The organism is Streptococcus sp. 1004_SSPC, assembly GCF_001069025.1.
Classification (GTDB): domain Bacteria; phylum Bacillota; class Bacilli; order Lactobacillales; family Streptococcaceae; genus Streptococcus; species Streptococcus vestibularis.
Window position 1 is genome coordinate 1 of record NZ_JWGQ01000013.1, and the last position, 19,819, is coordinate 19,819.

Genomic DNA, 19,819 nt, shown 5'->3' on the forward strand with positions numbered 1-19,819 from the left:
TTGCCGTCCCTTTCGAAACAGCTTATTTATAATATCATCTCTGCTTAAACTTGTCAATAACTTACCGCTATTTTTATTTTATTTTTTACCCCTAATTGTCAAGTCAAGTGCAACAAAGTTGTTACTCTGATTAAGTGAGTATCTTTCAAGCTGTTTGAGTTAGCTCAAACAGCTTTTTTGCAGACTGATAGCCATGAATTCGTCTAGGCCTTTCATTGATAGCCTTTGTATAGTCCTCTAAAAGATTCTGATTTAGTTCTTTTAACGAACACCCCTTCGGAATGAACTATCTTAGTAATCCATTGAAATTCTCATTTGTACCTCGTTCATAAGATGAATAGGCATGTGCAAAATAAACATCTAATCCCTCTATCTTACTCAATGATGAAAATTCGTTTCCATTATCTGCAGTTATGGACTTAATGGGATAAAGTTTCATACACTCTAAGACTGCTTGATTGACATACTCTGCTTTCTTTTCCACGAGTTTCTTTGTGACAGCATAGCGTGTTTGTCGTTCTACCAAGGTCAGAATAGAAGGCGCTCCTATTGTCTTTCCCCCCAGAACAGAATCAATTTCCCAATCTCCAAAACGGGAACGATTATTGATTTCTTCTGGCCTTTCTTCAATTGACTTTCCTAGATGTTTATTGGTAGAGGGGCGCTTGGTAATTTTCTTACGGATCCGCACTGCTCTTGGCAAAGCAATGACATTAATCTCTAACAATTCTTGATGAATATAGTTATAGAGCGTCTTGGTTGAAGGAACAACTTCATCTACATGTTGGAGTCTATAGGTATGAACAAAGGTATCCACGCTATGCACCCTTGGTTTCTCTCTCATTGCTTCTGTAAATGCTCTCAGAAAGTCATCCGATACACAATCCAGTTTCAGATAATAGCTGGCTTCTCTAGCATGACGATAACGGTTATGAGCAACATCTGCATAATAGTGGTGGTAATAGACCTTCTGCCCATTTACTTTTTTCACTTGTGTTATGGAACTACGATTAATTTCACGAGTAATAGTAGAGCGATTTCTCCCTAGTCTACGAGTAATCTCAGCAGGTTTGAGTCCTACGCTTAAATAAGCTTCAATTTCCCCTCGCTCAGCTTCAGATAAGTGCTTGTATGATTGATTTGTGGTAGAATAATTAGTGGACATGTTCATCTTCCTTTATACTGTTTTTCGCAACTCTAGTATATCAGATGAACATGTCTTTTTTGTTGCACTTCATTTTACAACAGGGCTAGTTTATTTTTTAGAGACCTTTTTACTGAAAATAGAAAGAAGAGTAGAAAATTCTACTCTTCTTCATCTTTATTTTTGTTTTCCAATCTCTCTTTCACTTCATCAAAAGATAAAGCGTGGTTATCTTCTTCTGAATCTTCAAGAGAATCTACTGGCATCTTACCAGTCTCATAAATTGATTTGATTTGTGCAGCGTCAAGTGTTTCATACTTAAGCAAAGCTTCTGCAATAAGAGCATGTGTGTCTCGGTTTTCATTGATAATTTCGGCTGCTCTGTCGTGTGCCTCAACTAAAAGTGATCGAATTTCTTCGTCAATAAGTTGAGCTGTATGAGCTGAGTAAGACTTGTCTGGCGTAAATTGTCCTGGATTCATCGCATGATTACCTTCATATTGGACTGGTCCAAGTTTTTCGCTCATACCATATTCAGTAACCATTGCACGTGCCAACTGTGTCGCTTGCTCAAAGTCATTTGAAGCACCTGATGTTTGAACGTTGAAAATAATTTCTTCTGCAACACGTCCACCCATAAGACCTGCCAATTGTTCTTTTAGCTCATCTTTAGATGACAACATCTGATCCTCTTTTGGTAGAGAAATCATATAACCACCTGCGCGACCTCGTGGAACAATAGTAACCTTGTGAACATCACGAGCGCTAGAAAGTGTTAAACCAACAATTGTATGACCCGCTTCATGGTAAGCCACAACTTTACGTTCGTGTTCTGAAACTTGGCGGTCTTTCTTAGATGGTCCAGCAATAACACGATCCTCTGCTTCGTCGATATCACTAGCATCAATTCTAGTCTTACTACGTCGTGCAGCAACTAGAGCTGCTTCATTCAAGACATTCTCCAAGTCTGCTCCAACAAAACCTGGAGTTTGTTGAGCCACAACTTTAAGGTCAACATCTTCAGCCAATGGTTTATTCTTGGCATGGACTTTCAAGATAGCCTCTCGGCCTTTTACATCTGGGCGACCAACAAGAACTTTACGGTCAAAACGTCCTGGACGTAGGAGGGCTGGATCAAGAACATCACTACGGTTGGTTGCAGCAATGACAATGATATTCTCATTTCCATCAAAACCATCCATTTCAATCAATAGTTGGTTAAGGGTTTGTTCGCGTTCGTCGTTACCACCGCCCATTCCAGTACCACGACGACGCCCAACCGCATCGATTTCATCAATAAAAATAATAGCACGTTCTGCCTTTTTAGCATCTTCAAACAGACTACGGACACGACTAGCTCCAACACCGACAAACATTTCTACAAAATCAGAACCTGAGATGCTAAAGAATGGTACATCAGCTTCACCAGCCACTGCTTTAGCAAGGAGGGTTTTACCTGTTCCTGGAGGGCCTTCGAGGAGGACTCCTTTAGGAATACGTGCACCCAGAGCTTTATATTTACGTGGATTTTTGAGGAAATCTACTACTTCTACAAGTTCTTCTTTTTCTTCTTCTGCACCGGCTACATCTGTAAAGCGAACTTTAATATTTTCTTTTGACTGGGTTTTAGCACGATTACGGCCAAAGTTCATGGCACCGCGGTTACCACCTTGATTCATCATGAAAAGGAAGAAAATAGCAATCCCAATCAAAGGTAGGTAACTAAAAAGATATGAAATCCAAGCACCACTTGAACTTTCACGTATCATTTTAACATTAACATTAGCTGCTTCTGATGCTGACTGCAATTTCTGCATAGTTGTTTCATTCTGCAGCACAGTCGATGTAAAGCTACGTGTCTCTGATGATGCACTACCTAAAAATGGTAGACTAAGGTCAGTATCAATCTTTTCAGCCTTTTTGTAGCTACCTTTAATTTCAATGATACTACCGTCTGGCTGATAAGTGATAGATTTTACCTTACCATCTTCAATTTTCTTAACCAACTGTGTGTAAGACAATTGTTGACTTGAGCTTTGGCTTCCTCCTGCAAAGTATTGTACTCCGGTTACAACCGCAATAATAACTATGATGTAGAGAAAAGCGTTCCGTAAGAAGCCATTATTATTTTTATTATTCATAAATTAATTAGACCTTTACTTATTTTGTATAAATTTCTTCTTTTAAGACACCGACATAAGGAAGGTTACGGTATTTTTCATCATAGTCTAGTCCGAAACCAACGATAAATTCATTAGGAACATCGTAACATACGTAATCTGCCTCAATATCAACAACACGACCTTCTGGTTTATCAAAAAGAGTTGCGATTTTGACTGAATTGGCTTTACGGTACTTGAACATATCTCGAAGATAAAGGAGCGTACGACCTGTATCAATGATATCTTCAATAAAGATGATGTCTCGTCCTTCAACATTAGTATCAACATCTTTAAGAATCTTTACTTCACCACTGCTGACAGTTCCGCCACCATAACTTGAAACGACCATAAAGTCCATCTCAATATGGGTGTCGATATGTTTGATAAGTTCTGCCATAAATGGAACAGCACCTTTTAAAACACCGACTAAAAGGGGATTTTTTCCTGCATAATCCTTTGTCAGTTGTTGACCTAGCTCTTTAGTTTTAGTTACGATATCCTCTTGGGAAAAGAGGATTTTTTTAATGTCTTTCTCTAACATTTGGTTTCCCTTTCTCGAAGTCAATATTCTCTTATTATAACACTTTTACTTCAATCGTCGTTATTTAAACATGGCATTTGATTAGAAATTCTTATAAATCACCACAGTGCCATAAAGTATAGCATTTTCGGGCTTTTTTTTCAAATAGAGACGCCCGGAGACATAAAGAAAGATAATCTGACCATCTTGTTCTCCTATAATAGCTTTTTGTCGCTCCTTATATGGAATTTTATTGTCTATGAATAATCGTCTTATTTTTTTGTGGTGAGTACCCAAGTCAATCATATCACCTTCATGTCTATGACGAATCAGTATCGGGGCATCTGACCAAATATTAATAGTATTCACGTTAGAAACAATATATGGTTCAGAAAAAATTAATGTGTGTTCCTCAAACACAATAGATTTTCCAAATTCTAGGAGACTTGGAGGAGATAGGAGGATAGACTCTTCTTTGGTTATTAAAAAATCCGTCTGTGTTTTGACTAACACGTAACCATTTTTTAGTAGCATTTTTCCTGAAGTTTTTTTTCTTAGGTAACTCATCAATTGATTGAACTGACCTTTTGGAAGCTGTAAATCAGGAAAGGATTCTAAATAACTCTGAATAAGAAGGTATTGGACAGCATCTGTCTGTTGTTGAAAAACAGACAAATCGGTTATAGTAATATCCTTCGTTAACTCCTCTAATGCTTTTCCCATAAGGGCAATCTCATCTGCTAGAAGACAAAGATGCTCCTTAAATTTAGGATTTTCCTGAGATAGAGTAGGGATATAGGTCAGTCTAATGCGATTTCGGAGATAGGCTAAAGAAGAATTACTCTTATCTTCAAAATGAAAGGTTATGGGAAGTTGCGCTTTCGGAATATGCAAAAAAGGACGAATAATCTGACCAGTGCCAAATGATCTTACATCACAAATCCCACTCAGATGTCTTAAACGACTTCCTCTCAAGAGTCTCATAAAAATCGTCTCGGCCTGATCATCAGCATGATGGGCCGTGACAAGAGCAGAGTAGTCAGCTTCTTTCATAATCTGCTTAAAAAAATCATAGCGAAAAGTACGGGCGGCATTTTCTGAAAACTTTCCTGAGAATGCGCTATAGTGAAAAGGGATCTTATGTTCCTTTGCCCAATGACGTAAATAATCTTCTTCGTACTCCGATTCTTGCCGTTGCTTATGGTTAACGTGAGCAATGCCCAGCTGAATATCCAAATCTTTTTGATGGTTATACAAAAAGTGCAGCAAACTCATCGAGTCTGCTCCACCTGATACTGCTACTAAAATTTTCTTGTGTTGGTTAAAATAACCTTTTGCTTGTATCATTTGCAACAATTTTTCTGTCATTATTTTAAAATTCCATAAACATCATCTGCAATTGAGGTGATTTTGTCATAGCCTTCTTTATCCGTAAAAATCGATAGAATAAAGGGAGAATCTGTATAGACAATAGCGACATCATGTTTAAAGTCGTAGGCATCCCCTATTTTATGCGCAACAGGGACATCAATATTTTTTGAAATACGTTCGCCATCATAGTCTGTACTTGAAAGATAATTAATAATATCCCCATTTTGCCTATAAACAGCCTCCATCAAAGTACCTGCTGCTTTGGCAGTCAACTCTTTTTTATCCATATTCCAAGAGGTTGCTGCAGCTTCATCTACTGATTTTTGGAAGGAATTATCATACTGATTGGCTACATAATAACCTAAGATATTTGTCGCTACATTATCTGAATTTTGAGCTACAGCCTTTAACAAGTTTTCCAAGCTATAATTCTTGTCATCAGGCATCTTACTAATCTTTCCTGAGCCATCTGGATCATAAGCACCTGGAAAACCATTCACAGCAGAGGTATATTGATACTCATCTGATAATGATAATTTCTTTTGAGACAGACGTTCCTGTGCATAATAGAGTACACCTAGCTTGGCTACACTAGCTGCATACATGCTTTTTTCGTCATTGATAGCTGCTATACGGTCTGTATCAAGCTGCTTAACATAAACTGAGATGCTCTCTTGATTGTTATACTTCTCGTTTAATACTTTTTGAACAGCCTCGATGCGATTATCAGTAGTTGACAAGTCAGAGGCATTGATCCAACCTTCTCCATCTGCAAAATAATAAGTCCCAGCATGCGTCTGGGCAGCTCGGCTAACCTTTATCGGTTTGAAACTAGCTAGTTTAGAGTCAGCTTTGTCAGTACCTGAAACGTAGGGTTCTTTGTAAACTGTTAAGCCATCTTTAGTCCATAAGGTCATGTCTACTGGTTTTTGATCATAGACACTATCATCAATAATTGATTTCTGACTAGCTGCTACATAATCACCATCTTGAAGTTGGAAAACAGGTTCACCTTTAGCATTCCAAGAAATAGCAGAAATTGATAGTTTGGTATCTGCTTGAATATTGGTCTTAAAATCTGTTAATTCCTTGTTCTTATAAGTTAAGATACTTGTTACTGTTCGTGGATTTTTAGGAATCTGTTTAAACTGACTCAGACTAACTGTAGTATTTTGAGCCAACTTTTGAACCTGTTTTGAGGTCAGAGTTAGCTCTTTCTCCATAGGAAGTAGGATTAAAGGGCTGGAAGAAACAAGCACAGCAGTTGCAGCTATTAAGAGCTTTTTCATGCTTGTTTCTTCACCTCCTCCTTCCTCTGTACATCCGTTTTAAGTTGCTGATTTTTTTCTGATAGTTCCTCTAACTTGGCTTCCGAATAGGTTAAAAAAATTTCTACAGTTTTAAGTAAATCTTTCATTAGGGTAATAAGCTTGGTACAGGATAGATAGACTCTCCTTCACGTGAATAGTAATACTTAGCACGCGCATATTTCTCAGCGAAAGTATCATCCTTAAGTTTTTTAGCCAAATCCTTTCGTTCCTTTGTCTGATATGACAATTTATCATAGTCTTTCTGGAATGACAAGACTTCCTTCTCTTGCTGTTTAATATTCATATAAGTTTCAACTAGATTATACGTTGGCAAGATAAAGAGTAAAACAACCACAAAGAGAATCCACCCCATGAAGCGATTTCTTTGTTCATGTTCGGCACGCTCTAATCGTTGCTCTTGATTGGCATTATCAATGTAATCGTTCGTAAGCTGTACAATATTAGGCTTCTTGCTCATCTGCTTCAATCCTTGTTTCACTTATAATCTCGTACATTTTTGCCGCATCTTCTTTTTTCGTACTATCTTTCATTTCTAGAACACGGACTGTCAATAGTTTATTTCCAAAACGAACTTCCACTTGGTCACCAATTTTTAAATCTGTAGATGACTTAGCGAGTACACCATTTACTTTAATACGTCCTTTATCAGCTACTTCTTTAGCCACTGGACGACGTTTGATAATTCGTGATACTTTTAAATATTTGTCTAATCTCAATATTACTGTTTCCTTTTCGTTAGGATATCTCTTCTATGATAGCATTTTTTTTAGAAAATAGGTGACTAAAGCCTTTTCAAACACAAAAATAAGAGGAGCGACACTAGTCGACCCTCTCAGGAGATTTATGAAAAAGAAAAGTTTTAGGATGTTTTATAGTATATAGAGACTTACTTAAACTTTCCTTAAGCTTCTTTTTTTTCTTTACGTTTTTTAATTTCCATAAATGTCTGACCAAAAATCTTTAATTCTTCAAGGATTTCATAGTCTTTCTTGTTACGAACATCAAAAATAATCTCTACTTTCCCCTGGTTATCACTGATTTTTGCTTTTAAATGCGTTTTAGAGATGGCTTCGAAATAGTCTTGAGTCAAGAAGAATTTAAGAGAGGATTTTTCGAAACGAACAGTGATAGTATCGTTCTTACGCTCAACTAATTCTGCAAAGGCAGCATCTAAACATGCCTTAACCAGACCAATCTCAATGAGATAGGCAACTTGGTCTGGATATTCTCCAAAACGGTCAATAATCTCATCCTGAAGGTCCTGATAGTCTTTCTGATTCTCGATTTCACAAATACGCTTATAAATTTCAATTTTTTGGCGCTCGTCAGAAATGTAGTCATAAGGGAGGTAAGCATCAATCTGAAGATTGAACTCTGCATTTCCTTTTCGACGAACCTGAGTTTTACCTTGACGCTTATTGATAGCCTCTTCCAATAGTTGCGAGTACATTTCAAATCCGACTGAGTCAATGAAACCGCTTTGAGAAGAACCGAGAATATTCCCTGCACCGCGAATCGATAAATCACGCATAGCAATTTTGAAACCTGATCCCAGTTCTGTAAACCCCTTAATAGCATCCAAACGCTTCTCTGATACTTCTGTCAACACTTTGTCAGGACGATACATGAGGTAGGCATAGGCAATTCGATTACTACGTCCCACGCGACCTCTTAGCTGATAAAGAGTAGACAAGCCCATATGATCTGCATTCTCAATGAAAAGTGTATTAACATTGGAGATATCAATTCCTGTTTCGATAATGGTCGTTGCTACCAAAACATCGTAATCGCCATTCAAGAAATCCAAGAGGGTATTCTCCAACATAACCTCACTCATCTGACCATGAACAAATCCGATACGTGCTTCAGGGACTATCTCATGCAGTTCAGAAACTTTTTGATCAATGGTTTCAACACGATTATAAATATAAAAAATCTGGCCACCTCGGTCCATCTCCCTTAATATCGCTTCTCGAATAAGACCAGGATTGGTTTCCATAACATAAGTTTGAACTGGATAACGGTTGGTAGGTGCTGTCTCAATAATCGACAAATCACGAATACCCAACATAGACATATGGAGTGTACGAGGAATAGGGGTCGCAGTTAGAGTAAGGACATCAACTTTAGCTTTCAACTCCTTAAGTTTCTCTTTATGCTTCACGCCAAAACGTTGTTCTTCATCAATTACTAGCAAGCCTAAATCAGAAAACTTAACATCTTTAGACAACAAGCGGTGGGTACCAATAATAATATCAATACGTCCTTTAGCTAGATTTTCAATAGTCTCATTTTGCTCTTTTTTACTTCTAAAACGACTGAGTTCATCTACTTCAACGGCATGATTTTCAAAACGCTCTTTAAAATTCAAATAATGCTGATGGGCAAGAACTGTTGTAGGCACTAGGATAGCAACTTGCTTCCCATCATTAACCGCCTTGAAAGCAGCACGCATGGCTACCTCTGTCTTACCAAAACCAACATCACCAACCAAGAGACGATCCATAGGCTTGTCTGACTCCATGTCTGCCTTAACTTCCTTAATGGAACGCAGTTGATCCACTGTCTCAGCATAAGAGAAATCATCATCAAAATCCCTTTGATTATCATCATCCGGTGAAAAAGCAAATCCTTTAAGTTGACTACGCTCTGCATAGAGTTTTAAGAGATCATCAGCAATATCCTCTACCTGCTTGCTTACTTTTTGTTTAGTTTTTTGGAAACGCCCATCATTGAGTTTATTAATTTTGGGCTCTTTCCCGTCCGCTGACACATACTTAGAGAGACTCTCAATCTGCTCAACAGGTAGAGAAATTGTTGCAGCATCCTGATATTGGATGGTCAAGTAGTCACGATGCACCCCTTTAATCTCAATAGTCTCAATACCTTTAAATTGCCCGATACCATGAGTCTGATGTACAACATAATCACCTTTTTCAAGCTCATTGTAATCTTTTAGACGCTCAGCATTGGAAACGTGACTGGCACGCGCACGACGTTTTACTTTTTTATGGAAAATCTCACGTTCAGTGACCAGAACAAGCTTTTCATCAGCAAAGTAAAAACCATTGGATAAGTTTCCTAGAACTAATTGAGGCTTATAAGAAATCAAATCTCCAAACCTACTAAGAGGTAAATCTAAATCATATTCTTCCAAGGTTTCCTTCAAAGATTTGAGTTGCTTTTCAGACCCCACTTGTAAAATAACCGTTGCCTTATTCTTAGTATAACGATGAATTTCGTCAACCAGTAGCGGAAATTGGTTGAAAAACTCCTGCATAGGGTATTGAGTGAATTGATACAACTTATCAAATTTAAGATTTCCTAATCCCTTATGAAAATTAGAAAAGAAGCTAGCTGGCTGATAGTTACGTAAAGTCTTAAATGAATCCACGAAGTAGTTTAGATAACTCAGAGACTTGCCCTGATGAAGATCCTCAGTTAAAAGATTAGCTACTTCTAATTCAAGACGTCCGTGGCGGTCCACTATCTTTTGAAAATCATCAACGAATACAGGAGTCCCCTTTGGAAGATAGTCAAACAAGGTATAAGCTTTGTCATAAAAGAGAGACAAAAACTTACGTAAATCTTTATGACGGTAACCATCAATCGTCACTGATAGAACTTCCTCAAGATAAGCCTTATGAGGACCCTCTGCTTTTGAAACTGCACTTTCTAGGGCCTTCTCAGCACGTTGGTAATCTTCTCTTGTTAAGATAATATCATCCGCCGGTGATATGGCAACATGATCTAAATTGTTTAAAGATTTCTGACTATCGCTATCAAACTGACGAATGCCATCAATCTCGTCTCCAAAAAATTCTAAACGGTAAGGGAGTTCTGCAGTCAGTTCATAAATATCTAAAATATCGCCTCTACGACTGAACTCACCAGGTGAGAGAACCTGCTCTACCCTTTGGTATCCAATATGAGTCAGATGCTTACTGAGAGCCTCTAAATCATGTTCCTCCCCTAGTGTTAAGTCAATACGGGAGTCTTTATAAATCTCAGGATTAGGCAAATGTAACTTAGTACCAACTAAACTCGTAACTAAGATTCCACTTGTCTCTTTATCTATTAAAAAATTAAGACTTTCGAGACGAGAATGGGTCTTTTCTGGAGAAGCGAAGATAAACTCTGCAGCTGATACATCATCCGCAAAAAAAGAATAAACCTTATCCTCTCCTAAGATAGCTGACAAATCTCCTACTAATTGCTCAGCTTCATTTTGTGTTGAGGTAACTATAAAAATCTTAGGAACCTGATTAGAAAGTGCAGAGGCCATAACAACTGCCTTACTAGAACCAGAAAACCCCATGACCAATTGCCTACTCAATAAACTTACCTTATCACGCCACTCAAGTAATTGATGATTCTTCTCAAAAAGATCTAATAGGGTATTAGCCATTATAACGCCTCATGGTATCTTCGAAATCATTTGTTTTAAGGTAATGATTGAGGGCCGCCTCTACCTTGTCTAAAGTCAGTAAAATTGTGGAATAATCGTCTTCACTAAATTTTCCAAGGACATGATTAACGACCGTCATTCCTTTCTGTGGGCGGCCAATACCAATTTTTATACGGTCAAATTCTTGAGTGCCAGTTTCAGCAATGATAGATTTAATACCATTATGACCACCCGCTGAACCTTTTTGACGAAAGCGCAATTTCCCAACTTCCATATCTAAGTCATCGTAAATGACGATAAAATCCTCCATGGGAATATTGTAATAAGCTAGTAATGCTCTAACAGCTAGACCTGATAGATTCATAAAGGTTGTTGGTTTCACAAAATAAACCTTCTCACCATTTAAAAAGGTCGAAGCCACTTCAGCCTTAAAGGTCCTTTCTTCAGAAAAGGTTAATCCTAGTTCCTTAGCCATTAGGTCAATAGCCATAAAACCAACATTGTGACGTGTCTCATGGTATTTTGAACCAGGATTTCCCAAGCCAACTACTAATTTTGTCATTATTTCTCCTCTTTGATAAACAGCAAAAGGACTGAAAAATACTTTTCAGCCTTGTGCACTATTTTTTATTTTCTAAACGTTGAAACGGAATTCCATGATGTCACCATCTTGGACAACATACTCTTTTCCTTCTTCTCGAAGGCGTCCAGCTTCTTTAACAGCTTTCTCAGAGCCATATTTAATCAAATCGTCATACGACATTGTTACAGCGCGGATAAATCCTTTCTCGAAGTCAGAGTGGATAATTCCAGCTGCTTGTGGAGCCTTGATCCCTCGTTTAAAGGTCCAAGCGCGGACCTCTTTTTCACCGGCAGTGAAATAAGTTCCAAGACCAAGCAAATGATATGCTGCGCGTGTTAGTTTATCGACTCCTGACTCTGTCAAACCAAGATCTTCCAAGAACATCTCCTTATCTTCATCATCCAACTCAGAGATTTCTTCCTCAACACGAGCCGAAATAACAACTACTTCTGCATTTTCAGTCGCTGCAAACTCACGAATTTGCTTCACATAATCAATATCATCAGGATTTGCGACCTGGTCTTCATCAACGTTAGCCACATAAAGCACTGGTTTTGTTGTCAAGAGGAAAAGTCCCTTAACAATCTTTTGTTCTTCCTCAGTAAAATCAATTGTACGGGCAGACTTACCATCTTCTAGAACGGGTTTAATCTTTTGAAGAATATTAAACTCTGCCACAGAATCTTTATCTTTTTGTGTACGAGCGATTTTTTCGACACGCGCATAACGTTTGTTAATTGATTCAAGGTCAGCCAAAATCAATTCTAGGTTGATTGTATTGATATCAGCCATCGGATCTACAAAGGCATCCTCACGCCCTTGTTCACGCATAACATTTTCATCATCGAAAGCACGAACGACATGAACAATAGCATCTACTTCACGAATGTTCGCCAAGAACTTATTTCCAAGACCTTCACCCTTTGATGCTCCTTTTACGATACCCGCAATATCTGTGAACTCAAAGGTAGTTGGAACTGTCTTTTTAGGTGTGATAAGTTCAGTCAATTTTGTCAAACGTTCATCTGGTACTTCAACCATACCAACATTTGGATCAATTGTTGCGAAAGGATAGTTTGCAGCTTCCGCACCTGCTTTTGTAATTGCATTGAAAAGAGTTGATTTACCAACATTCGGCAAACCAACAATACCTGCTGTTAAAGCCATTAATTTATTTCTCCATTAAAAAGTAATTTAGTTAATTATAACACAAAAATTGTTAAAAATAGGCAACTTTCCTTTGAGAATCAGAAAAAGGAAAGCAAGGAAAAATGCTATAAGGAGGACGATTAGGGGCCCTAGATACTTTTTATTTTGCCAGAGTGTTATAGCTTTCTAATATAATAATCTAGTAGTAAGTGACGTTCATAATAGCTGTTATAAAACCTTCTTAAGTTTCTTTTCGAAATCATGACGACTCATCATAACTACATGATCACAATTCGTACAACGAATCTTAATGTCAGCTCCAAGACGGGTCACTTCCCATTCGTTAGCTTTTTTTCCTGTTGCTTTGATGGTACAAGCATGTGGTTTTTTCATTTCAACTAAACTTCCAATTTGGTACATAAACTTCCTCCCTAGTAAAAAAGTTATCCACAGTGGATAACTTTTTCGATTTTAGTTTGTTCTTACAGGTGTAATCAATTGAATAAAATTCTCACTGTCATCTGCTGGCGTCAAAGTAAATGGACGCACTGGTGAAATGAAACGTACACGGACAGTCTCACTCTTAAGTGCTTTCAAAGCGTCTATCAAGTAAGTGGGATTAAAACTAATGACCAAATCACTTCCTGAAACGTCTTGCACATCAATATCTTCATTCACCTTTCCGACTTCAGGTGAATTAACATGAGCACTAACATTACCATTGATGATTTCGAGTTTCACCGTGCCACTTTGACTTGCATTTGAAATCAAATAGGAACGTTCCATAGCAGAACGAAGGCTAGCTGTCTCAAACACAACCTCTGTTTCAAATGAATCCGACAAGAGACGATTAGTATCTGGATAATTTCCTTCTAGTAGACGTGTGTAAAAAGAGATTGTCTCACTACGGAATAGAATTTGATTTGCAGAGAAGAAAATTTCCAAATTTTCAATACCATCACTAAAGACTGCTGATAACTCTTTAAGTGATCGGCTTGGGATTACTACATCAAAATTATCTGAAGAATGTTCCAAAACAAGTTGACGTTGACTCATACGATGAGAATCAGTGGCAACAGCTTTAAGATCTTTGTGATTTGAAAGAACAAAGTGAACTCCAGTTAAAATTGGACGACTTTCTTGCGTGCTTGCTGCAAATGACGTTTCAGCAATGATAGATTTTAACACTTTAGTGTCCATAACTAGTGGTGTCAAGCTGTCAACTTCTTGAATACGAGGATATTGTTCAACATCCTTTCCTTTTAGAGTAATCTCTGATTTACCACTCTTTAGCAATACTTGGTATTGTTCTATTTCTTCAAATGTAAGAGTAACATCAGGTAAGCTTGAGACAACGTTGATGAAAAAGTTCGCTTCTAAAAGGATACTACCTGGTCGTGTAATTAATAGACCTGCATTTTCTTCTGAAGCAGAGATACTATTCTCTATTGAGATTTGTCCATTTGAACCTGTTAAATAGATACTATCACTAGTAACTTCGATTTTTATAGTTGATAGAATGGGAATAGCATTTTTTGAAGAAATAGCACGTCGAGTTGTATGAAGGGCTTGTAGGAAATAAGCTTTATTAATCGCAAATTGAATCATGATGCTCCTTTATTTTATTAGTATTATGTTAGTAGCAGTAGTAGGTCTTGTGGATATTGTGCATAAGTATCTAAATCATAGTTTTATCAAGATTTTAGACTTGTGCACATCTTGTGGAAAAGTGTGTATAATTTTTAGTAGTTATCCACAGGTGTTATTTTATCTTGTTTTTGATGGTATCAATTTCAATGCGTAAACTGTCATCTTGAGCAAGCATATTTTTGATTTTATTGTAAGCATGTAGAACAGTTGAGTGATCTCTTCCTCCAAATTCTTTTCCAATTTTTGGGAGGGAGTTATCAGTCATTTCACGCGCAAGATACATAGCAACCTGACGAGCTAAGACAATATTTTGTGTTCGCTTAGTTGCCTTAATCTCTTTAACCGTGACATTATAAAATTTCCCAACCTCACTTTGGATGTCTTCAATCGGAATGAGCGTTAACTTAGGGCCATCTATTTTACGTGCACGAATAGCTTCGGCAGCTACTTCAACTGTGATCGTATCTAACTGGCGGACATTTGCAACTAAGCTAATATCTTTCAAAGCTCCCTCTAAGTCGCGGACATTTGAGTCGAATTGGCCAGCTAAATACTCAATTGTTTCAGGTGGAAAATGGTAATCATAGTCCATAATCTTATTGGTAAGAATAGCAACTCGGGTTTCAAAGTCAGGCGGTGTAATATTTACAGTCAAGCCCCATTTGAAGCGCGTGACAAGACGCTCTTCCATTTCATTCAATTGATCTGGATTTCGGTCGCTAGTCAAGACAATTTGTTTATTATTATCGTGAAGGACATTGAAAGTATTGAAAAATTCCTCTTGAGTGGCTTGCGTAGACTTTTTAGCCAACGATTGTATATCATCAATTAAAAGCACGTCTAGATGGCGGTATTTGAGCTTTAGTTCATCCATTTTATCTAAACGGATATGTAAAACAAACTCGTTAATAAAATTTTCGGCAGTTATGTATTTGATTCGTGCTTGGGGATTATCATGTAAGACCTTATTACCAATGGCATTGAGCAAGTGAGTTTTTCCGAGACCAGGTCCCCCATAAATGAATAAAGGGTTATAAGTCGCTCCTGGTGAATCAGCTACAGCTAGAGAGGCTGCTACAGACCAGCGGTTTTCATCTCCTTGAATAAAATTATCAAAGGTATACTTACTATTTAAGTCCGAGTTCAAAGTGGGAAGAGCAGGTGTTTGTTGTTCCCTTTTATTGCTGAAGTCATTGCTTGATAAAGTTGGTTTTATTTCGCTAACGAGAGCCTCGTCAAAGACATATTCAACTTTTATTTCACTATTGTAGACTTCAAATCCAGTCATCAAAATGAAAGATTGCATGTTCTTTTCCCAGAACAGTTTCTTGACTTCTTCAAGCAGAATTGTAGCAACGTTATCTTGAATTTTGATGAGCTTGGTATCTAGGACATAATAATCAAAAGTAGCTTGTGTTAGTTCCTCTTTGGCCAGCTCTAAGAGCTTATTCCAAAAAAAATGCTCTTTTTCGGTCATTCTATCAATTCTCCTTCTTTATTCTTGTCCTCTGATTCTATCATAAAACAAAAAAGTTTTCCACAGGTCATAAAGAGAAAAGTTTGTGAGGTTATCCACAACCACAAAAAAATAATTCACACTGGGAATAAAAGTTATCCACTGTCTGTTGATAAAAAAAGAATCCCTCTAAAATAAAGGGAGGGATTCTTTTTCACGATGTGGATAAGTCTGATTCACCTTTTTCCACAATTAACAGCCTAGATAAGCTTGTTGATAATTCTGTTAAAATCTTCTTCCGTCGAAAAGTGTATTTGAATCGTTCCCGAGTGAGTTTTGTGATAACGTAGAGTTACGGGAAGACCTAGTGATTTTTCAAGTTCTTTTTCTTTATCTTTTATATGGATATCTTTTTTAGATTTTTGTTTTCTAGGAAGTTCTTGAAGTTTTTTTTCTAGAGTACGAACAGACCATCTTTCAGCCACAACCTGCTGAAAGATGGTTAACTGCTTTCGAGAATCCTCAATAGCTAAGAGTGCTCTAGCATGTCCCTGACTCAGACTTCCGTTTTCAATACTCGTTTGTATCTCTCGCGGAAGTTGTAGTAGTCTAAGAGTGTTACTAATATATGGTCTAGATTTCCCCATAGCTTTAGCGAGCTCCTCGTGACTGTAAGCTAACTCATCAATTAAATTACGATAGGCCTTTGCTTCTTCGATAGGATTGAGATTTGATCGTTGTAAATTTTCAATAATAGCTTGTTTACGACTCTCTTGATCTGTAACTTTCTTTACAACTGCAGGGATTTCTGTCATCCCTAAACGTTTACAGGCACGTAAACGTCTTTCTCCAGCAATTAGTTCATAACCAATAATGTCAGATTTTCGTACAATAATTGGTTGTATTAAACCATTTTCTGATATTGACTGACTTAGTTCTACTAACTCTTCATCGGAGAATTCTAGACGAGGTTGAAAAGGATTGGGGTAAATTTCACTAATAGGTAAAGTTTTGAGTTGTTCTGACATGGTGTTCCTTTCCCAAAAAAGACCTTTACATTATTGTAAAGGTCTTTTGACAGATTTGTCAATGATTAATCAGATAAGTCTTCTGTAGATTTTGTTAATTTAAGATCTTCAGTTTTCTTATCTTTACCACGATAGAAGGTTACCTTGATAGTATCTCCGATACTATGGCTGTAAAGATTGGTTTGAATATCAGTTTTTGAGCTGATTTCCTTACCATCAATCTCAGTGATAACATCATTTTCTTGAAGTTTACCGTCAGCTGGCATACCTTTCTGAACACTACCGACAACAACTCCAGATTTCACCTTATCTGGTAAATCTAATTTAGAAGTTGTACTGCTAGAAAGGCTATTAAGATCGGCCATTGAGATTCCTAGGGCTGGTCGTGTAACTTTACCGTCTTTTTCCAATTGATTGATGATTTCGACAACATCGTTTGATGGAATGGCAAATCCCATACCTTCAACGGCGCTACCAGCGACTGCTGACGTTGATGAAATTTTACTTGAGTTAATACCGATAACTTGTCCTTCGATATTGACTAAGGCACCACCTGAGTTACCAGGGTTAATGGCAGCATCTGTTTGGATAGCATTTGTTGAAACAGTTTCACCATTGTCGTTTTGCATAGTTACAGTACGGCTAAGGCTAGAAACGATTCCCTCTGTTACTGAGTTGGCGTATTCGGTACCAAGTGGGCTACCGATAGCAATTGCCTTCTCACCTACTGTTAGAGAGTTTGAGTCTGCAAATTCCGCTACGGTTTTAATTTTATCTGAAGAAACTTTGACAACTGCTAGGTCAGAGTAAGTATCTTTACCAACGAGTTCACCAGTAATTTTTGATCCATCTGAAAGCATGATTTCGAGTTTTTTAGCGCCATCGACAACGTGGTTGTTGGTTACGATATAAGCCTCTTTACCATCTTTTTTATAGATGACCCCAGAACCTTCACCAGCGACTTGCAACCCATCAGAATCTTTTGATTTGTCTTGGCTAGAGTCAGAATTATCATCTCCACCAAAGATACGGCCATAGAGGTCATTTAGAGAATCTGAAGATGAACCTTCTTGATAATTGATGACAGAAACAACAGCATTTTGTACTTTCTTAACAGCCTTAGTTGTATCTGTTGTATTGCTGTAGACGGTCTTAGCCGTTTTGACTCCTGTATCTGTTGTATTGGTAAAAGATACCCCAGCTGCTGTTAGTAGGATAAAGGCACCAAGTAAACCACCTAGTAAGCCAATAACTAGCATTGCAATTGGCGTTACTATTTTTTTCCAGTTAAATTTTTTCACGTTTAGTCCTCCTTTTTGATAAACATATCAAAGTAAGCTTAATTATATCATAAAGTGATTTTTTTGAAAGTTTTCCACAATCTGTGGAAAAGTAGATGATAGGCTATTCTAGATGGAATAAATAGGGGATATGAAATATGAAAAGGTGTGGATAAGGTGTTAAAAGATTGTGGATATGTGCTATAATGAAGCTATGAAAGTTAAATTGATTACCGTTGGAAAATTGAAAGAAAAATATTTGAAAGATGGCATTGCAGAGTATATCAAACGGCTAGGACGCTTCACAAAATTTGAGTCTATAGAGTTGATTGATGAGAAGACGCCTGATAATGCAAGCGAAGCTGAAAATAAAGCTATCTTAGACAAAGAAGGACAGCGTATTTTGGCTAAGGTAGGTGACCGTGATTATGTCATTGCCTTAGCAATTGAGGGAAAGCAATTTCCCTCAGAACAGTTTGCCAAAGAGTTAGAGCAAGCGACCCTTAGAGGCTATTCAGATATTACTTTTATTATAGGGGGGAGTCTGGGGCTATCCCCTAAAGTGAAAAAGAGGGCTAATCAATTGATGAGTTTTGGTCTCTTGACTTTTCCTCATCAGCTTATGCGCCTTGTATTAGTGGAACAAATTTATCGCGCATTCATGATTCGGCAAGGAAGTCCTTATCATAAGTAGAAAAAGGAAATCAACATGTTCAAAATGAAAAAACGCTCCTATCGTGTTTTTGAAGGTTTACGAGTAGCAACTCTAGTTAGTTATATAGGAGGCTTTATTGATGCCTACACATACAATACTCAAGACGGACGATTTGCAAGTATCCAGACAGGTAATCTCCTTTATTTGGTTATTCACCTTGTTGAGGGACATATTGCAAGAGCTTTTAGCTATGTAATACCTATTTTTTTCTTTGTTTTAGGTCAGTTTTTTGTTTTTTTTGTTAAGAAGTGGCTTATTAACCATAAATGGGGATGGCATTTGCAAGCGATTAGACTTGCCTTTCTCTTGATGACTATTCTCGCCATTATTACACCTTACGTTGATTCTACTATTACGATTGCAGGCTTGGCCTTCTTTGCCTCTCTTCAGGTAGGGATTTTTAAGCGGGTCAGAGGAGTAAATTATGCCTCCTTCATGATGACTGGTAATATCACTAATACTTCCCTAACAGTTGCAAGAGCTATTGGTGAGAGTGATCCTAAAGTACTAAAACAAGCTTCTTACACTACTATTATCATCTTTACCTTTATGGTGGGAGTCGCAGCATCAACTTGGTTTGCCCAATATTTATATGAATACAGTCTATATACAACTTTGCTCCCCTTGTTTATTTTAAATTATTTTCTATTTATCGAAGCAAAAGAAAAACGCAACTAGAAATTCTAGATTGCGTTTTTTCATCTGATCCCAGCAGGATTCGAACCTGCGACCGTTCGCTTAGAAGGCGAATGCTCTATCCAGCTGAGCTATGGGACCAATAACTTTAGTTTACAAAATATATAGCAACATGTCAATACTTTGTAAAAGCTAGATAAAAACTAACGTAAAATTCGAATAAATTCAGCAAAAATTAATTTTTTTTTTGAAAAAAAGTATAGACAAAATCGAATACTCTGATATAATAATAAGAGTGTCAGCGAGATAAAAATCTCAAAACTTGGTCCGTTGGTCAAGGGGTTAAGACACCGCCTTTTCACGGCGGTAACACGGGTTCGAATCCC

The 19,819-nt window shown here is 37.4% G+C and carries 17 protein-coding genes, 1 tRNA gene and 1 pseudogene; 2 read left to right on the forward strand and 17 right to left on the reverse strand.

Translation table 11 applies throughout. From position 1 onward, the window contains the following. Window positions 1–145: 145 nt before the first annotated feature. From ADF62_RS01350 to ADF62_RS01425, 16 genes and pseudogenes are all read right to left on the reverse strand, one after another. Window positions 146–1,165 (reverse strand): annotated as a pseudogene (locus ADF62_RS01350) (IS30 family transposase). 140 nt (window positions 1,166–1,305) lie between these two features. Beyond that, window positions 1,306–3,285 (reverse strand): ATP-dependent zinc metalloprotease FtsH, encoded by a 1,980-nt coding sequence (gene ftsH / locus ADF62_RS01355; protein ID WP_003095700.1) that lies wholly within the window; start codon window positions 3,283–3,285, stop codon window positions 1,306–1,308. A 19-nt stretch (window positions 3,286–3,304) separates the two neighbouring features. After that, the gene (hpt, locus tag ADF62_RS01360; RefSeq protein WP_003095247.1) at window positions 3,305–3,847 is read right to left on the reverse strand and encodes a hypoxanthine phosphoribosyltransferase; all 543 of its coding nucleotides are present in this window, start codon (window positions 3,845–3,847) and stop codon (window positions 3,305–3,307) included. Between the two features lie 81 nt (window positions 3,848–3,928). Then, window positions 3,929–5,194, reverse strand: coding sequence for a tRNA lysidine(34) synthetase TilS (gene tilS / locus ADF62_RS01365; protein ID WP_048787907.1), 1,266 nt, complete (start codon window positions 5,192–5,194; stop codon window positions 3,929–3,931). Then, complete coding sequence (locus ADF62_RS01370; protein ID WP_003095714.1) at window positions 5,194–6,486, reverse strand: serine hydrolase; 1,293 nt, start codon at window positions 6,484–6,486, stop codon at window positions 5,194–5,196. The genes tilS and ADF62_RS01370 overlap by 1 nt, the downstream gene beginning before the upstream one ends. Then, entirely contained in the window at window positions 6,483–6,614 is a 132-nt protein-coding gene (locus ADF62_RS01375; RefSeq protein WP_048787908.1) for an SP_0009 family protein, read from the reverse strand. The genes ADF62_RS01370 and ADF62_RS01375 overlap by 4 nt, the downstream gene beginning before the upstream one ends. Continuing rightward, window positions 6,614–6,985, reverse strand: a complete 372-nt coding sequence (locus tag ADF62_RS01380) for an FtsB family cell division protein (protein WP_003095715.1) — start codon at window positions 6,983–6,985, stop codon at window positions 6,614–6,616. The genes ADF62_RS01375 and ADF62_RS01380 overlap by 1 nt, the downstream gene beginning before the upstream one ends. Continuing rightward, window positions 6,969–7,244 carry an RNA-binding S4 domain-containing protein gene (locus ADF62_RS01385; protein ID WP_002883975.1) on the reverse strand — a complete coding sequence of 92 codons (276 nt, stop codon included), beginning with the start codon at window positions 7,242–7,244 and terminating at the stop codon, window positions 6,969–6,971. The genes ADF62_RS01380 and ADF62_RS01385 overlap by 17 nt, the downstream gene beginning before the upstream one ends. Window positions 7,245–7,429: 185 nt before the next feature. After that, window positions 7,430–10,936: a transcription-repair coupling factor gene (gene mfd, locus ADF62_RS01390; RefSeq protein WP_048787909.1), complete on the reverse strand. Its 3,507-nt coding sequence runs from the start codon at window positions 10,934–10,936 to the stop codon at window positions 7,430–7,432. Then, window positions 10,929–11,498, reverse strand: coding sequence for an aminoacyl-tRNA hydrolase (pth, locus tag ADF62_RS01395; protein ID WP_003095719.1), 570 nt, complete (start codon window positions 11,496–11,498; stop codon window positions 10,929–10,931). The genes mfd and pth overlap by 8 nt, the downstream gene beginning before the upstream one ends. Before the next feature lie 72 nt (window positions 11,499–11,570). Continuing rightward, a complete protein-coding gene (gene ychF, locus ADF62_RS01400) occupies window positions 11,571–12,686 on the reverse strand; it encodes a redox-regulated ATPase YchF (protein WP_003095721.1) in 1,116 nt (371 codons plus the stop codon). A 210-nt stretch (window positions 12,687–12,896) separates the two neighbouring features. After that, entirely contained in the window at window positions 12,897–13,088 is a 192-nt protein-coding gene (locus ADF62_RS01405) for a DUF951 domain-containing protein (protein ID WP_002886272.1), read from the reverse strand. Window positions 13,089–13,139: 51 nt separating this feature from the next. Next, window positions 13,140–14,276 carry a DNA polymerase III subunit beta gene (gene dnaN / locus ADF62_RS01410; protein WP_003095723.1) on the reverse strand — a complete coding sequence of 379 codons (1,137 nt, stop codon included), beginning with the start codon at window positions 14,274–14,276 and terminating at the stop codon, window positions 13,140–13,142. A 154-nt stretch (window positions 14,277–14,430) separates the two neighbouring features. Further along, complete coding sequence (gene dnaA, locus ADF62_RS01415; RefSeq protein WP_003095243.1) at window positions 14,431–15,795, reverse strand: chromosomal replication initiator protein DnaA; 1,365 nt, start codon at window positions 15,793–15,795, stop codon at window positions 14,431–14,433. A gap of 239 nt (window positions 15,796–16,034) precedes the next feature. Then, entirely contained in the window at window positions 16,035–16,802 is a 768-nt protein-coding gene (locus tag ADF62_RS01420) for a ParB/RepB/Spo0J family partition protein (protein ID WP_003095245.1), read from the reverse strand. Between the two features lie 65 nt (window positions 16,803–16,867). Continuing rightward, on the reverse strand, window positions 16,868–18,103 hold the full coding sequence (locus ADF62_RS01425) for a S1C family serine protease (RefSeq protein WP_003095726.1): 1,236 nt from the start codon (window positions 18,101–18,103) through the stop codon (window positions 16,868–16,870). A gap of 193 nt (window positions 18,104–18,296) precedes the next feature. Between ADF62_RS01425 and rlmH the strand changes: the two genes are divergently transcribed. Both rlmH and ADF62_RS01435 read left to right on the forward strand, forming a co-directional pair. After that, the gene (rlmH, locus tag ADF62_RS01430; RefSeq protein ID WP_037621613.1) at window positions 18,297–18,776 is read left to right on the forward strand and encodes a 23S rRNA (pseudouridine(1915)-N(3))-methyltransferase RlmH; all 480 of its coding nucleotides are present in this window, start codon (window positions 18,297–18,299) and stop codon (window positions 18,774–18,776) included. A gap of 15 nt (window positions 18,777–18,791) precedes the next feature. Continuing rightward, the gene (locus tag ADF62_RS01435) at window positions 18,792–19,475 is read left to right on the forward strand and encodes a YoaK family protein (protein WP_048787910.1); all 684 of its coding nucleotides are present in this window, start codon (window positions 18,792–18,794) and stop codon (window positions 19,473–19,475) included. A gap of 25 nt (window positions 19,476–19,500) precedes the next feature. On the opposite strand, the gene ADF62_RS01440 is transcribed toward ADF62_RS01435, so the two are convergent. Next, window positions 19,501–19,574, reverse strand: a tRNA-Arg gene (locus ADF62_RS01440). Between the last annotated feature and the right edge of the window lie 245 nt (window positions 19,575–19,819).

Bases quoted from the DNA above. Each gene is read 5' to 3' on its own strand.
- ADF62_RS01380 (WP_003095715.1), bottom strand. From the start codon at position 6,985: ATGAGCAAGAAGCCTAATATTGTACAGCTTACGAACGATTACATTGAT.
- ftsH (WP_003095700.1), bottom strand. From the start codon at position 3,285: ATGAATAATAAAAATAATAATGGCTTCTTACGGAACGCTTTTCTCTAC.
- tilS (WP_048787907.1), bottom strand. From the start codon at position 5,194: ATGACAGAAAAATTGTTGCAAATGATACAAGCAAAAGGTTATTTTAAC.
- ADF62_RS01435 (WP_048787910.1), top strand. From the start codon at position 18,792: ATGTTCAAAATGAAAAAACGCTCCTATCGTGTTTTTGAAGGTTTACGA.
- pth (WP_003095719.1), bottom strand. From the start codon at position 11,498: ATGACAAAATTAGTAGTTGGCTTGGGAAATCCTGGTTCAAAATACCAT.
- hpt (WP_003095247.1), bottom strand. From the start codon at position 3,847: ATGTTAGAGAAAGACATTAAAAAAATCCTCTTTTCCCAAGAGGATATC.
- ychF (WP_003095721.1), bottom strand. From the start codon at position 12,686: ATGGCTTTAACAGCAGGTATTGTTGGTTTGCCGAATGTTGGTAAATCA.
- mfd (WP_048787909.1), bottom strand. From the start codon at position 10,936: ATGGCTAATACCCTATTAGATCTTTTTGAGAAGAATCATCAATTACTT.
- dnaA (WP_003095243.1), bottom strand. From the start codon at position 15,795: ATGACCGAAAAAGAGCATTTTTTTTGGAATAAGCTCTTAGAGCTGGCC.
- rlmH (WP_037621613.1), top strand. From the start codon at position 18,297: ATGAAAGTTAAATTGATTACCGTTGGAAAATTGAAAGAAAAATATTTG.
- ADF62_RS01370 (WP_003095714.1), bottom strand. From the start codon at position 6,486: ATGAAAAAGCTCTTAATAGCTGCAACTGCTGTGCTTGTTTCTTCCAGC.
- ADF62_RS01420 (WP_003095245.1), bottom strand. From the start codon at position 16,802: ATGTCAGAACAACTCAAAACTTTACCTATTAGTGAAATTTACCCCAAT.
- dnaN (WP_003095723.1), bottom strand. From the start codon at position 14,276: ATGATTCAATTTGCGATTAATAAAGCTTATTTCCTACAAGCCCTTCAT.
- ADF62_RS01405 (WP_002886272.1), bottom strand. From the start codon at position 13,088: ATGTACCAAATTGGAAGTTTAGTTGAAATGAAAAAACCACATGCTTGT.
- ADF62_RS01375 (WP_048787908.1), bottom strand. From the start codon at position 6,614: ATGAAAGATTTACTTAAAACTGTAGAAATTTTTTTAACCTATTCGGAA.